Annotated in this window: 9 protein-coding genes; all 9 read right to left on the bottom strand. The window is 40.7% G+C overall.

All coding sequences use genetic code 11. From position 1 onward, the window contains the following. Positions 1-4 precede the first annotated feature (4 nt). Positions 5-802: an ABC transporter substrate-binding protein gene (locus tag B0O44_RS19345; RefSeq protein WP_110833748.1), complete on the bottom strand. Its 798-nt coding sequence runs from the start codon at positions 800-802 to the stop codon at positions 5-7. A gap of 39 nt (positions 803-841) precedes the next feature. Then, positions 842-3,244: an ABC transporter permease gene (locus B0O44_RS19340; RefSeq protein WP_110833747.1), complete on the bottom strand. Its 2,403-nt coding sequence runs from the start codon at positions 3,242-3,244 to the stop codon at positions 842-844. 30 nt (positions 3,245-3,274) lie between these two features. After that, on the bottom strand, positions 3,275-3,964 hold the full coding sequence (locus tag B0O44_RS19335) for an ABC transporter ATP-binding protein (RefSeq protein WP_110833746.1): 690 nt from the start codon (positions 3,962-3,964) through the stop codon (positions 3,275-3,277). A 156-nt stretch (positions 3,965-4,120) separates the two neighbouring features. Continuing rightward, positions 4,121-5,908: a hypothetical protein gene (locus B0O44_RS19330; RefSeq protein WP_146229871.1), complete on the bottom strand. Its 1,788-nt coding sequence runs from the start codon at positions 5,906-5,908 to the stop codon at positions 4,121-4,123. Between the two features lie 99 nt (positions 5,909-6,007). Then, positions 6,008-6,727, bottom strand: coding sequence for a LytR/AlgR family response regulator transcription factor (locus B0O44_RS19325; protein ID WP_110833744.1), 720 nt, complete (start codon positions 6,725-6,727; stop codon positions 6,008-6,010). After that, positions 6,724-7,797 carry a sensor histidine kinase gene (locus B0O44_RS19320; protein WP_110833743.1) on the bottom strand — a complete coding sequence of 358 codons (1,074 nt, stop codon included), beginning with the start codon at positions 7,795-7,797 and terminating at the stop codon, positions 6,724-6,726. Before B0O44_RS19320 ends, B0O44_RS19325 begins: the two co-directional genes overlap by 4 nt. Before the next feature lie 117 nt (positions 7,798-7,914). Further along, positions 7,915-10,305 carry an ABC transporter permease gene (locus tag B0O44_RS19315; RefSeq protein ID WP_110833742.1) on the bottom strand — a complete coding sequence of 797 codons (2,391 nt, stop codon included), beginning with the start codon at positions 10,303-10,305 and terminating at the stop codon, positions 7,915-7,917. A 12-nt stretch (positions 10,306-10,317) separates the two neighbouring features. After that, entirely contained in the window at positions 10,318-12,708 is a 2,391-nt protein-coding gene (locus B0O44_RS19310) for an ABC transporter permease (protein WP_110833741.1), read from the bottom strand. A 16-nt stretch (positions 12,709-12,724) separates the two neighbouring features. Then, positions 12,725-15,088 carry an ABC transporter permease gene (locus B0O44_RS19305; protein WP_110833740.1) on the bottom strand — a complete coding sequence of 788 codons (2,364 nt, stop codon included), beginning with the start codon at positions 15,086-15,088 and terminating at the stop codon, positions 12,725-12,727. Positions 15,089-15,104 lie beyond the last annotated feature (16 nt).

Genomic DNA, 15,104 nt, shown 5'->3' with positions numbered 1-15,104 from the left:
CAGTTTAATACAACTCCTTTTGAAGTTGAAAAAAATATTGAACCGCCTTAACTAACCTGCTGCCATACCAGGAAAACATCTCACCATCTACCAGCATAATCTTTGCTTCAGGTATAAATGTCTGTATCTCCTGAATATGTTTCTCTTTAAAAGGATAAGGTTCAGAAGAGAGTAAAATAAGATCCGGTTTTAACTCAGAAATGGAATCGAGTGCGATGACCGGATAGCGTTTTTCCTGAACCACATTCTGCAAACCATTTAAAGACAGAATATGATTGATAAAGGTATTCTTACCGGCAAACATCCAGGGCTCACGCCAGATCAGATAAGCCACTTTTTTATCGAGTTTATGCTGTAATGCCAAACTTTGAAGGTCTCTAAAACCTGCTTGAATCAAATGGTTCAAATAAGCTGCCTCCGGTTCCCGGTCCACCAGTTCGCCAATTTGTAGTATGGTTTTTTGCGCATCTTCCAAATCATAAATATCACTCATCCATACCGGGTATTCCTTCATCAGCAGCTCCAGTTGTTCCCGCTCATTTTCTTCCTTGTTCCCGATCAGCAAATCCGGTTTTAACTCACGGATCAACTCTATATTCAGTTTTTTTGTCCCTCCAATTTTCTGTTTGGTTTTAAACTGATGATCAGGGTGGATACAAAACTTGGTAATCCCTATAACTTCTTTGTCCAATCCCAGATCAAACAACAATTCGGTTTGAGAAGGCACCAATGAAATGATCCGTTTTGGTGGCCAGTTCAGCAAAATGGTTCTGCCCAGCTGATCGGTAAAAGTCCTTTGCATCTCACAAAGATAAAGAACCGGCACTTATTTCAGGCCAGGCTATTCATATTTAAGTGCTTTGACCGGATTACTTACAGCTGCTTTTCCAGCCTGGCTGCCCACTGTTAATAAAGCGATCAATAGAGACCCTCCTGCCGTAATGAAAAATGGTCCAGCAGTAATATCAACCCGGTAGGCAAAACCACTCAACCACTGTGATGCAAAAATATAAGCAAGGGGCCAGCCGACCAGATTTGCTGCAAATACCAGATATAAAAAGGAACGGCTAAGCAAATTCAAGATCTGAATATTAGAAGCTCCAAGAACTTTTCTAATGGCAAGTTCTTTTGTTTTTCCGCTAATTACAAACGCAGATAACGCAAACAACCCCATTAAGGAGATGAATACAGAAACAAAACTAAAACATGCAATCATTTCTATAAACGCATCATTTGTTTTTAATTCTTTTTTAAACACATCCTCTACAGAAACATAAGTCATTTGATTGTCCGGGTAAAGGATACGCCATTCCTTTTCAATTTGTTTAATAACCAGGCGCATGTCAGAAACATTGAGACGGACAAGTAAATTGTTCGTACTTGCTGAGCCTCCCTGCTGCGTAACTTTATACACAGTTGGCAAGACTGTTTTATCAAATCCCTGATTGTGGTAGTCTCTGATTACCCCGATAATCTTGAATCTATATTCTTTATTATCCCAGCTTTTTTTGGAATACTGCTCTCCTATGCAATTTCCGCCAAATAGTTTTGCTGCAGATTCATTCAAGACTACTGAATTTAGAGTATCCTGCTGATATTCCCTGGAAAAAAGCCTGCCAGTTTTTAACTGAACGCCCAGGGCAGCTAAAGTTTCCATACTCACAGTAACCATATTCAGATGTATGATCTGTTGTTTGTACTTACCCTCTTCATCAACATTAAAAACATTTCCCATTACCTGGGTTGTTGTCCCTACATATTGCACCCCAGGTATTTTTTTAAGTCTTTGCGCAAAAGTTTCATTATAGTTGAGCGGTAAATTGATCAACCTTCCCCGGTCAAAGCCCAGATTTTTATGGTGAATAAAGTGTCCTTGCTGCATCATAATCCCCATACAAATCATAAAAGTTACCGTAATCACAAATTGAACAATAACAAGTCCGTATCTTAGTTTGCTCCCTTTAAAACTTCCTGTGTAACTTCCTTTCAGGACTTCCACCGGCCGGTAAGAAGACAAAACCAATGCAGGATAAATCCCTGCCATTATCGTTACAATGACCAGTATAGCTAAAAGCTCTAAGCCGATCATAAAGATTTCCCGGTTATGCCAAAGGCTAAGTTCCAGATCAAAATGACTGTTAAAAAAAGGCAAAAGCAATTCTACAAATACGATACTTAAAAACAAGGCTGCAAAACTCAGGAAAGCAGCTTCAATGAGAAATTGCCAGGTAAGGGATTTTCGACTGGCCCCAAGGACTTTTTTTACGCCAACTTCCTTAGCCCTTTGTACAGATTTTGCAGTGGCAAGATTTACAAAATTAATAATCGAAACCACTAGTAGAAATAGAGATAAAGCCCCCACAGATTTAATCTGGTCTACCCATCCTTCTTTAAATGGGGGATTTGCATGAACTTCTCCTATTGGTAAAATTTTCAAACCATGGTCCTTTATTTTCTCATTTACTTTAGGATCAAAGTCAGGAAATGATTTTTTGAAGTTTAAATAGCTCTTATGGATCGTTAGATTGAGCAGTCCAAGGTCTATTCCTTTTTCCGAAAGCACATACACCTCACAGTAACTCGTTCTTCCCAGATTTTCAGGATCCTGATTCTGTGCCCCATCATAAACAATAGCCCCAAAATCAACACTTTCAGGACATACAGGATCTTCAACAACCCCTGTTACTTTATAAACAACTCCTTTGTCCCCCACATAACCCAATATCTTTAAATCTTTTCCGAGAACTTCTGATGTGCCAAATAGCTTTAAGGCTGTGTGTTCTTTTAAAACAACAGAATTTAGATTGCTAAATGCCGTTGTTCGATCACCCAAAAGAAATTTATAAGGAAAGACTTTAAAAAAATTGGAATCCGAGTACCGGAACCCACTCATGCTTACAGGCTCGGCACTGGTTGTTCTAACGGAGCAATCATGTGCACCTTTAATTCTGGTTGTATATTTAAACTGTGGTATATCCTTTTTAAGGAGTGCGGCAACCCTGGAATCATTAGTAATTTGCCAGTCTGCCTTGTTATCTCGGCTACCAAAATGATGTTTTTCACGGACTTGATAAACCTGCTCAAGTTCCGGATCCCAACGATCATAGCTTTTTTCAAACTGGATATACAATAGCAAAAGAACAAAAGAGCAGAGTCCCAATGCCAATCCGATAACATTTATTGCAGCAAAGGCTTTGTTCTTTAACAAATTACGCAAGGCAATTTTAAAATTGATCCTGAACATCAAGTAAATCCTTTACAGCATATAAAAAACTTACACCGTCTGGTTGACTTTCAGGTCTTCTTTAATCACCCCATCAAGTAAATGCAAAATCCGGGAACCATAGCCCGCATTCACCTCTGAATGAGTAACCTGCACAATCGTAATCCCCTCTTCCTCATTCAGTTTCTTAAAAAGTTCCATGATCTGAAGGGCCTGGGCCGATTGCAGGTTTCCGGTAGGTTCATCTGCAAGAATAATGCTGGGTTGGGCAACCAGTGCCCTTGCAATTCCAACCAGCTGTTGCTGGCCACCGGAAAGCTGGTTTGGAAAAAGATCTTTTTTGGCAACCATGTTAAACCTGTCCAAAACATCTGCCACCCTGCTTTTACGTTCAGATCCTCCAATTTTTTTATACAACAAAGGCGCTTCAATATTTTCAGCAACAGTCATCTCATCAATAAGATGATAAGCTTGAAACACAAAACCGATATGATTACGATATAAATCTATCCTTTTACGCTCGTTCAGGGAAGTGATGTCCTCTCCCATAAACTGGTATTCACCATAAGTAGGTTCTTCGAGCATACCCAGGATATTCAGTAAAGTGGACTTACCTGCACCGGAAGGCCCCATAATACTGACGAATTCGCCTGCTTTGATCTCTGTGCTCACATGACGCAGGATATAACTCTTTACTCCTTTATTTGCGTAGTATTTTTCTATATTTTTTAGTTCTATCATCTTCTTTCATTTAAGATTATATGATCATCCACCCTCTGGCCCAAGCCTTATGCCAAATTCAAAAAGCAACCCTATTCCACAATAAAGCTACACATTAACCCCGACATGTTCAATTCCGGACAATGGTTGTCCGCTGCCGTACGATCCTGAAAAGTTTTAAAAGAAAAGGTCCAGTTCCGCCGCCGCAAAATGCCTTGGGGCATGTTTAAACGAAAAAACCGGTGCATACCTGATTTTCAGTGGCAACAGGTACATCGCTGGTAAACGCAACCAGCCAGGCATATTGTAATAATTCACATTAAAAAGCGAACCCAGATGTATACCTATAGAAGGGGCAAAAACCGGTTCAGCCTTTCCCTTTTCAAATCTCAGTCCTGTTTCCATATAGCTGTACATACCCAAAAATCTTTTCTCTGCAAACCAATAATCTAAATTAGCCCTCAGGCCCCCACTGATCTGATAAGTATTCTGATGCGGTGCCTCAGCCCTGCTCCTTAAAAAATTATAGGCCAGGGTATAACCAAACCAATCATCCACCATCCCTTTCTTCCCCCCTTGTTCATTGTATTTATAGCGTTTGCTAAAATTTAAGGCATTGACCCTAAATTCAAAACCTGCGTAAGGATCTCCTGCAGCCGAGTTTAAACGGGCAACCATAAATGAATTACCGACCCTGCTCCGGATGAAATTCCGGTAATAAAGCAATTGGTTTGCTTTTCGCATGTCCGCGGTCAAGGTTGTTTCTTTCGGCATCAGGCTTTCCAGTTTTGAATTATAGGGAATGGGTACCAGGTTTAAACAGGAAATATGATCCAGAAGATAGATCGCCTGCCTAGATTTATCCAGCGGGATTCTATCAAAAAATTTCACTTCATCTTCTTTTTTGGCCGCTTGGTTAAAAGCGACAAACAAGTCTTCCAATGAAGCTTCAACCGCTAAAATGATCCGTTGTCCTGCCGTTGTCTGTTCCTCAAATTTTCCATCTCCATAGGCCCTCCAAATCTCTGCTTTCCTGTTCATCACGACTGTTCCGTGTTCGGAATAAAAATCGTGAAGGGCCTTATTATTGGTAAAAGATTCCAGCATGGTCCGGTTCACCACCAGATGTCCCGCGGAAAAGGCATCTTCCAGAAAATGGTCAGCAAACCCATTTAAAAATAATGCCGACTGGAGCAGGGCAACCCCCTCTTTGTTTTGTCCAACTGTCATTTTAGCGCTTTGCTCTGCCAGATCTATGGCCAGCAGGTGCATACTTACATACATTCTAATCGCGTTGCTGCGGGAAAGCTTCTTGACCAGATCTGAGAGGTAAGCCCGGTCTCTGGCCTTTTTAAGCTGGCTAAGATCAAAATCATGGAGCTGCTCCTGAAAGGTCTTGCCATACGCGTAAAAATGAGAAAGATTAACGGCTGCCGCCAGTGCATAATGAAGATCAAGACCAACCAATTCCGCATCTGGCGCAGCTTTCATTCCTTTATCCAGATAGGACTGATGCAGGGCAATTATTTTTTGAAGTTTGGACTGCGGATCTTTTAATTGTTCTTCCAATACGATGGGATTTTCCTGGTGATCACCTGAAAGCCCGTTAAGCATGCCATAAGTAACTGGGTATGTTCCTCCAGACAAAGCAGGAAAACTATAGTTGTCTTTGTCCAACCGGATTACCTGGTGAAGATAATCCAACAGCAGCTTTGAACTTCCTTCTGATTTTAACTTATCAATTGCTCTAAAAAAAGCAAGATCCCCAATCCGTTTATGTTCTCCATAAACAAAGGAAAACCCACTTTCGGGAATCAACAGACACAGTAATCCGACTCCCCAGAGCCTTAGCCATTTTAAAATGCTTTCCGTTTTAAAAACCAGCAGCATTTCCAGACACAAGCTACTCAACAACAAAATAAGGGAAAGGGATAAATATAGCGCTGGTTTCAGCTTGATTTGCATAGTCGTATTTCTTTAGGTATTATCCCAAAAGTATCTGGCTATGCTAAGTCCATGTTCTAATTTAGACGAAAGTGGAAGTATTTTAGATGAAAAAACAGATCATTTTTCATTAAAGCTCTTGTTTACAAAATTTTCAAAAAAGAAATCTCTGTAATTATTTCCAATAGGAATTTCATTCTGATCTATATAAATGGTATTGTTATCAAAAACCCTGATCTGACTTACATTTACGATATAAGATTTGCTCACCCTGATAAAAAGAGCCGAAGGTAGTTTCTGATGTATGGCTTTCAGGTTCATGGCCGTTAGTAATTTTTGATCCGGAAGGTGCAGGATCACATAATCTTTGAGGCCTTCAATAAAAATGAGGTCTTTAAAATTCACTTTGAAAAACTGCCTTTCTGCCCTGACAAAAATAAAATCCTGTGCACTAAATTCTATCCTGGATTCCCCCTGATGATCCAAAAGGTCCTTGTAAACCATTGCTTTGGCTATAGCCTTTTGAAAGCGTTCCGTATGCAGGGGCTTTACCAGATAATCCACTGCATCTACCTCATAACTATCCAAAGCGTATTCAGCAAAAGCCGTAACAAAAATAACCATTGTTTTACGTCCCAAAGATCTGGCGAATTCAATTCCATTAATTCCGGGCATCCGGATGTCCAGAAAAACCAGGTCAACATGATTCAGCAACATGTATCCAGCCGCAGCCGTCGCATTATTAAAACAACCGCAAAGTTCCATTTCCGGATATTGCTGCAGGTGTATCATAATGTTTTCCCTTGCAAGGGGTTCATCGTCAACAATCAAACACTTCATAAAGTTAAAATTAAATGAACCTCATAAACTCCATTCTGATCCTTTATGCTTAATTGATGTTTATCCGGGAACAGCAATTCCAATCGCCGCTGAACATTTGGAAGTCCCAATCCGCCCATTTGGTCTGGATCCATTTCTATTGCCCCGGCAGCCTTGGAATTACGGCATTTAAAAATCAGGACATCCTCATGGAGTTTAAAACTCAATTCCACAAAGGCCCCTTTAACAGATTCTATGTTATGTTTCACTGCATTTTCCACAAAAGGCACAAACAAAAGCGGGGCTATAAGAAGCTGACGACTGGTCCCCTCCTGCTCTATATTAAAGTCAAAATAATCACGCCGGACCTTTTCCAGGGTTAAAAGTTGTGCTATAAAGCGAATATCGGCACTTAACAATACTTTTTCCCGGCTGCTGTCATAAAGCTGATAACGGAGCAAATCCGATAACTTGATCAGTATTTCTGAAGCCTTTTGCGGATTTGTCTGAATCAATACCTGACTATTGTTCAACATATTAAAAAGAAAATGCGGGTTCACCTGACTTTTTAAAAGGTCCAGTTCGGTTTGCATCCGAATGTTTTCCAGCTGTGTCAACCTGTAACCATCCTTCACCCAGCGCTGAAACAATCTTATGGCCATGGTTGCCGCACACAAAATACTCAGTAAAATGACAACGGATATAAAATCCTCCAGATATTCATTTTTAACCACAGGTCCTGGTTTAAGCCGCAGGGAAGGCAACCATTCTTTTAATCCTGCAAAAACTAAAAAAGACAAAACAATAACTACAGCCACCCAAATCACATAGTGTATATATTTTTTTCTGAACAGGTATTTAGGAATCAGTACATAAATGTTAATGTACAACAACAACAAAGTGATCAAAAACCCTCCCATTTTTAAACAAAAAAAGGTCAGGTCCGAAAACTCTTGTTTGGTATTCCCCCCGGTCAGAATCAGGGACAATAAGGCGACACCTGCAATTCTGCGGTAAAGACTGTATTTATCATCTACAATAAAACGTAGAAAGTGGTCATGATCAGGAACTACCGGTGCTTGTACTGACATTATTTAAAGTGGCCTATCAGATAAAGATAGGCACTCTTGGTTTTACAAATTATAATTTTAGACCAAATGCACTAAAATATAGATCAATAACAGTCATTTTAGGCTCCTGACTTCCTATTATTCATACTTTAAAGCATCAGCCGGATTTGAACTGGCCGTTCGATAAGACTGCATGCTGACCACCAGTACAGTCAGACAGGAGGTAAGCCCCGCTGCCAGTAAAAATGGAAACAGCGAAACCTCTATCCGAAAAGCAAATTCATCCAACCAGTTTTTCAAAAGAAAATAAGCGACCGGCCAGGCCAGCAGGTTTGCCAAAAGCACCAGCTTAATAAAACCGGTATTGAGCAGGCGCAGAATATCAAACATAGAAGCCCCTAAAACTTTTCGGATACTGATTTCTTTACGTCGGCGTTGTGTAGAAAGTGCAGCCAGCGCAAATATTCCCATTAAAGCCAGCATTATGGTCACTGTAGACAAAATCCCGATAATCCTGCCGAGCTGGGCTTGCTTATGCAGCAGTGTTTCAAAATTCCGGTCCAGGAAAGTATAACGGATCGGAAAATCTGGTTCCAGCTTATGCCATGCAGTTTCTATCTCAGAAAGCACCTTAGAAGACTGGCCTGCTTCCACCTGTACCAACACATATTGAAGCGGATTCCCTCTCACATATTGAAAAACGATAGGCTGAAATGCTTTTTCGGGACTATAATGATTAAAATCTTTCACCAGTCCAATGACTTCAAGTGGCATTCCATGAAATTTAATCATTTTTCCTACCGGGTCCTTTAACCCAAAGGTTTTTGCAGCTGTTTCAGTCAGCAGCACCGATCCCATGGTGTCTTTTGGAACGGATGAACTGAAAGATCTGCCACCAATCATCTTCATCCCCATTGTCTGGGTATAATTCCCGTCAATGGTAATAAAATTTGCACTATAGGTTTTCCCCTCAACACTATAGCTGTTTCCACCCATATCCTCACCAGGAATATGATCAGCCCTGGAAATTTGCTGTACCCCTTCAATATTTTGAAGTACATTTTTAACCTGACGATAATGCGCCTCTCCGTTTTCCTTCATTAAACGAATGGCAAGAACCTGTTGTGGTTTATACCCCAGGTCTTTCTGCTGCATAAACTTAAGCTGATGGCCTATGACCCATATCCCCAATATAAAAAGGACAGCAATAAAAAACTGAAGAACCACCAGTCCGTTGCGGATCCGGCTCCCTTTGTCACTGTTGCTAAAGTTTCCTTTAAGTACCTTAACAGGCATCACATTACTGATCAGTAATGCCGGATACAAACCCGAAAGCAAAACCAGTACAACCAGCAAAATAAAAACCTCTATTAAAAGCTGCGCATAATCACGAAACTGCTCCAGCTGTATATGACTGTCAGCCAAAGTATTAAAAGAAGGTAAAAACAATTCCATCAGTACAATGGCCAGCAATACGCTGAAACAACACTGCAAGGTAATTTCCAATATAAACTGAATGGCAATTTGCAGGCGAAAAGCCCCAAGAACTTTTCTCACCCCTGCTTCTTTTGCCCTTTTGATTGCAATGGTAATCGATAAATTGGTAAAATTTACTGCTGCAATGACAAGGACTAGCAAAGCAACGAGCAGCATCAAAAACAAATATGTTCCAATCCCATTTCCCGAAAACTCATATTCGACATTACTTTTAGTCAGGTGGATGTCTTTTACCGGCTGTAAATAAAGTTTGTTCTTGTCAATAAATTCGCGAAAAACGGCCTTATCCTCATCAGGCATTTTTAATAACTCGGCATTCATCAATGTTGTCCGGTTCTGGTTCAACAGCACCTGGGTTTCAAGGACCGGTGAATTTGGATACAGTTTTACGTAGGTATAATAATTATTGCCGTAAAAATCTGTAGATGTACTCTTTTTAAACCTCCAGATCATATTAAACTGAAAATGCGAAGGATATCTGGCTACATCGATCACACCATCTATTGCATAAGCCGTATTGTTATCCAGAATAACCTTCTCCCCAACGGGGTTCACCCCTTTCCCAAAAAGATTTTCACTCAGCTCTTTACTCAAAATAAGAGATTGCGGATGATTCAGTGCTTTTTGTGCATTCCCATACAGCAGAGGATATTCAAATACCTTTAGAAAATTACTATCTGCAAGCAATACCTTATCCACATAGTGATCTTTCTGATTTGTTTTCAACAGTAAACTTCCTTTCCAGTAGTCCTGTATTCTGGTAGAAGCTTCCACCGCTGCTATATTTTCCTTGCTGCTGGTGGCCATATTCCCGGGGCTTAGGGCAACGTTTTCTATTTCAGAACGATAATTGACCCGGTAAAGCCTGTCTTTACCCGGATTCCAGGCATCATAACTCCGTTCGTAATTTGCATACAGCATACACAGGATAAAGATGGCCAGTGCAATGGCCAGGCCGGCGATACTGATCAGGGAAAATCCCTTGTTGATCCAAAGGTTCCTAAGTGCTATTTTTAAGTTTAATCTAAACATATTAAAAACGTATTATTCATATTTCAGTGCATCTACCGGGTTCTTTAAAGCCGTTTGATAAGAACGGACACTGACCGTGATCAGCGTAATGACCACCGAGACCAGCATGGCAATCAAAAAGGGCCAGATGCTCAGTTCAATCCGGTAAGTATAACCAGACAACCATTTGGAAGCAAAAATATAAGCCAAGGGACAAGCGACCAGATTGGCTACAAAAACCATGGCCAAAAAAGAGCCGTTGAGCATATGGACCAATTCCAGATTACTCGCTCCAAGGACCTTTCTGATGGCCACTTCCCTTGTCCGCTGAGCGGCAATAAAAGAGATCAGGCCAAACAGACCAATAAAGGAAATGAAAATAATCGTGCCTGCAAAAACTTTAAAAAGCGTCCCCATCACTTGCTCACCTTCATAGTACCGGCCAATTTCATCTTCCATAAAAACGGCACCATAAACATGCTCGGGAAACACATCATTCCATGTCTTTTCAATAGCCGGCATGGTCGACATCAAAGCACCGCTCTGCAGTTTTACGGCCAGTGTGGTGCTTCTTATTTTGGAAGAAGATAAAGCTATTGGTGAAATCGCTTCTCTTAAGTTCAGGTTGTTAAAATCTTTCACCACCCCGACCACCTGTGCTTTCTGATCTCCACTAATGTTCAAATATTTCCCAATGGCCTGCTGAGGGTCAGGAATATTTAATTTTCTAAGCATGGTTTCATTAATGACATACTCTTTTAGGGTATCACTTTTCGACAAGGGCTTTCCAGCGATTATTTTCAGGCCGAAAGTTTTAAAATAATCTTCATCAGCCTGTTTGGTGTTGACCTGGAAATCCCGCTCTTTTGAAGTTTCAAAACTGAAATTATCCATATTATTACTGTCTGAAGAAGGAGAAGCACTGCAGAAACTGGCATGAAGCACTCCGGGTAATTTCAGCACCCTTTCTTTCAGACCCGCATACCTTTCCAGGCTTAAGCTGTCACTAGGCACATCCACCAGGGCAACCGCACTGGGATTAAAGCCTAAAGATTTCTCCCGCATGTAATTCATCTGCTTCAATACCACCAGGGTGGCAATGATCAGGATTACTGTAATCGAAAACTGGACAATAACCAATGCCTTCCTCAAACCAACACCTCCGGAACTGGCACTACTGATCTTATTTTTTATGGCCAGGGCAGGATTAAATCCTGAAATGACCAAGGCTGGGTAAAAGCCGGCCAGAAAACTCACCAGCAGGACCAGACCAAACAGAAAAACAAAAATAACCGGATGCGCAAACAGGCTAAAGGTCACGTTCCCTCTGAATAAAGATGCCATACCGGGTAAGGCAAGTTCAGTAACCGCGCAAGCCAGTAAAACGGCAAATACGGTAATGGTCAAAGTTTCGGTCAAAAACTGAACCATCAGCTGGCTCCTGAGACTACCCATTACTTTTCTTACCCCCACCTCCTTGGAACGGCCAATTGCCTGGGCTGTAGCTAAGTTGATAAAGTTAATACAAGCAGTAATGAGCAGAAATAAACCAATGATTCCAAGACCCCAGATTTGTTTCATGGGCATGGTTCCCCTGCCACTGCCATAACGTTCATCGTGATGTATTTCCCTTAAGGGTTGTAAAAAGTATTTCCTTTCCCCAACTTCTTTATCAGAATTGTATTTTTTTGCAAAAGCCCTAAGCTGTGCCTGCATTTGCACCAGCTCGGTTCCTGCTTTCAACAAGACATAACATTGCGAGCTGGAAGAAACACTTCCCCACTTCCTCAGATTTGGATTCGTATATCCAGCATAAGAAATGACCACTTTTAATGGAATGCTGCTGTTCTCCGGAACATTTTCAAAAACACCCGTTACCTTAAGATCGGTCTTGTTTTGAAAATTAATGGTCTGGCCCACTGCTTTTCGCCAGTCCCCAAAAAACCGGGTTGCCATTTTTTCGGATAAGGCCACCGTATTTGGGTTAGAAAGTGCTTGTTGAGGATCACCTTGTAACCACTTGTAGTCAAAAATTTTAAAAAACTGAGGTTCTACATAATATACATCTTCTGCGGTTTTGATTTTTTCCTTACCCGATTCGTCTCTGATTTTAAGAATGCCTCCACTCCCCTGAATAGCCCCAGCTTGTTCTACTTCTGAAAAATCATTCCGTACCGCAGCAGGCAATGGTCTTGGAGTACCTCTTTGAAACTCTTCACCTTCCGTATATTTCCAATACGTGACCATCCTGAAAATTCTGTCTTTATTTGCGAACTGCTCATCAAAACTCAAATGATACCGGATAAAAATAAAAATGAGAATACAACTGGCCATACCAATGGTCAACCCGGCCACATTTATAAAGGTATAACTCTTGTGTTTCCACAAATTTCTTAAGGCGATTTTTAAATTCAGTTTAAACATATCTTTTTAGAATTAATCATTCATATTTCAAGGCATCCACCGCATTGGATTTTGCCACCTTAACCGATTGTACGCTCACCGTGAGCACTGCAATTAAAAGAGAGATCATCGTCGCCATTAAAAATGGTAAAACCGAGATCGAAATCCGGAAACTATAAGCCGAAAGCCAGTGGTTAACAACCACATAAGCCAAAGGAAAAGCGATCAGGTTTGCAATCAAGACCAGTTTTACAAAATCCCTGTTCAACAGCGTGAGTATATTTCCGGTACTGGCACCAAGCACTTTACGAATGCTGATCTCTTTTTTACGCTGTTCTGCCATGAACAAGGCCAGACCAAGTAAGCCCAGACAGGAAATAAATATAGCGAAGCCCCCAAACCAGTTGGACATGGTACCGAGTAATTGTTCATTTTGAAACTTTTGCTCAAACTGATCAGATACAAATTTTCTGTCCACCGGAAAATCGGGGTTAATTTCTTTGACAATTTCATCGATTTTCGCCACTGAAGCACTCACATTCTGAGCAGGATTTAGCCTGACAGAAATATAATTCATGTCATTCATAAAATAATACATCACCATAGGTGCAGCCTGTTGATAGGGCGAACCCATGACCAGATCCTGGATCACACCCACTACCGTGTAAGGTCTGCCATCCCATTTGATCACCGTCCCGACCGGCTGTTTCAATCCCATTACTTTTACAGCAGCCTCATTCAGAACCGCGTTGGCCGTATCTGTATAAGCAGCGGAAAAATCGCGGCCCGAAAGCATTTTTGCATCCACTGTTTTTGCAAAATCCTGACCCGCTGCACGAAAATCTATTAATATATTACTTTTAGGATTTTTACCAGGCCAGCTAAAATCATAAGTATTGTTTCCAGTCTGGCCCATGGAGGTACTGAAATAGCTAAGTGCAGTCGCACTGCCCGAATTCAACAATCTTTCCTTCAGCAAAGCCAATTTTTCCTTATTCCGCAAATTTCCTTGTATGGGTATTTCAACCAGGCCTTCACGGTTATAACCAATTGGTTTATTTTTTACATAATTTAATTGCTGATAAATCACTGTCGTACAAATGATCAGACAGACTGCAAAAACAAACTGGAAAACCACCAGCACTTTCCTTACAGACACTGAGGCATTCATTTGCAGCCCAAAACCTTTTAAAACTTTAACCGGTTCAAAGGAGGAAAGATAAAATGCCGGATAGCTACCTGCAATGGCTCCTGTGATCAAAGTGAGGCCCAGAAGTCCGGTCCAAAACCTCCAGTCGCTATAATTAATTTTTAATTCAATATTCAGTAATCCGTTAAAATAGGGCAAACTGAGCTCTATGAGTACAAAAGCGATGATCATTCCCATAAAAGCAAGCAGAAAAGATTCCATCAGAAACTGTCTGACCAGGGCCTTACGGGAAGAACCAATTGCTTTTCGGACCCCAACTTCCCTGGCCCGTTTTTCTGACCGGGCTGTAGCCAAATTCATAAAATTGATACAGGCAATCAGTAAAATACAAAAAGCCAGTATAAGAAATATTTTCACCTGGTCTATTTTTCCCCCGGCTAATTTCCCCTGTTCAAATTTATCGTACAAATGCCATTTGGATAAAGGATGCAAAAATGCCTCAGAAGAGGAATTTGGCGCGTTCCGGACATAAATACCTTTCATCTGCTGGTTGACCTGTTCAAAAAACCGATTGTCTTTTAACTGTACCAGGTTGAGACAAAAGTTGTTGCCCCAGTTGGCCTCTTTATTCCAGGGTCTGAATTTTAACATTAAAGTCCAGGGCAAAAGATAATCAAACCTGATGGTGCTGTTCTTTGAAACATCCTCAATCACAGCCTCTACTTTAAGAACTTCGCTGTTCTGTAATTTCACCGTTTTATTGATCGGATCTGCATTTCCAAACAGCATTTTGGCCATTGTTTGGGTCAGTACAATGGAATTTTGTCCTTTTAGTGCTTTTTCCGGATTCCCCCTTAACACTTTGTAATCCATTATTTTTAGAAAATATTCATCCGCATAAACTCCAGCTTTTTTGAAGTTTTTATTTTCATAACTTAGTAATTCATCATCCGGATAAGTAAAATGTGAAGAATTGGCCACACCAGGTATTTTCTCCCTGCTTTCCCCCGCAATTGTATTGGTGGTCCAGAACCAGGTCATGATGTTCCCGTCATTTTTGGAATTCTGATAAACGATATAAGTTTTATCTGCATTACTAACCTGCTTATCGTAACTCCATTCATAAGTCACATACAAGAGCAAAATCATACAGCTGGCCAGACCAATCGCCAAACCACCCACATTAATAAGGGTAAAACCCTTATGTCTCCATAAACTCCTTAAAGCAATTTTCAAATTCAGTTTAAACATATCTTTTCAGAATTAA

Source organism: Pedobacter nutrimenti (genome assembly GCF_003208655.1).
GTDB classification, from domain to species: domain Bacteria; phylum Bacteroidota; class Bacteroidia; order Sphingobacteriales; family Sphingobacteriaceae; genus Pedobacter; species Pedobacter nutrimenti.
Note: the sequence above shows the minus strand (reverse complement) of the source record. Positions and strands in the feature narration are given on the sequence as shown.

Excerpts from the sequence above, each read along its gene's own strand:
- B0O44_RS19325 (WP_110833744.1), bottom strand. The coding sequence starts at position 6,727 with ATGAAGTGTTTGATTGTTGACGATGAACCCCTTGCAAGGGAAAACATT.
- B0O44_RS19310 (WP_110833741.1), bottom strand. The coding sequence starts at position 12,708 with ATGTTTAAACTGAATTTAAAAATCGCCTTAAGAAATTTGTGGAAACAC.
- B0O44_RS19320 (WP_110833743.1), bottom strand. The coding sequence starts at position 7,797 with ATGTCAGTACAAGCACCGGTAGTTCCTGATCATGACCACTTTCTACGT.
- B0O44_RS19305 (WP_110833740.1), bottom strand. The coding sequence starts at position 15,088 with ATGTTTAAACTGAATTTGAAAATTGCTTTAAGGAGTTTATGGAGACAT.
- B0O44_RS19340 (WP_110833747.1), bottom strand. The coding sequence starts at position 3,244 with ATGTTCAGGATCAATTTTAAAATTGCCTTGCGTAATTTGTTAAAGAAC.
- B0O44_RS19335 (WP_110833746.1), bottom strand. The coding sequence starts at position 3,964 with ATGATAGAACTAAAAAATATAGAAAAATACTACGCAAATAAAGGAGTA.
- B0O44_RS19330 (WP_146229871.1), bottom strand. The coding sequence starts at position 5,908 with ATGCAAATCAAGCTGAAACCAGCGCTATATTTATCCCTTTCCCTTATT.
- B0O44_RS19315 (WP_110833742.1), bottom strand. The coding sequence starts at position 10,305 with ATGTTTAGATTAAACTTAAAAATAGCACTTAGGAACCTTTGGATCAAC.
- B0O44_RS19345 (WP_110833748.1), bottom strand. The coding sequence starts at position 802 with ATGCAAAGGACTTTTACCGATCAGCTGGGCAGAACCATTTTGCTGAAC.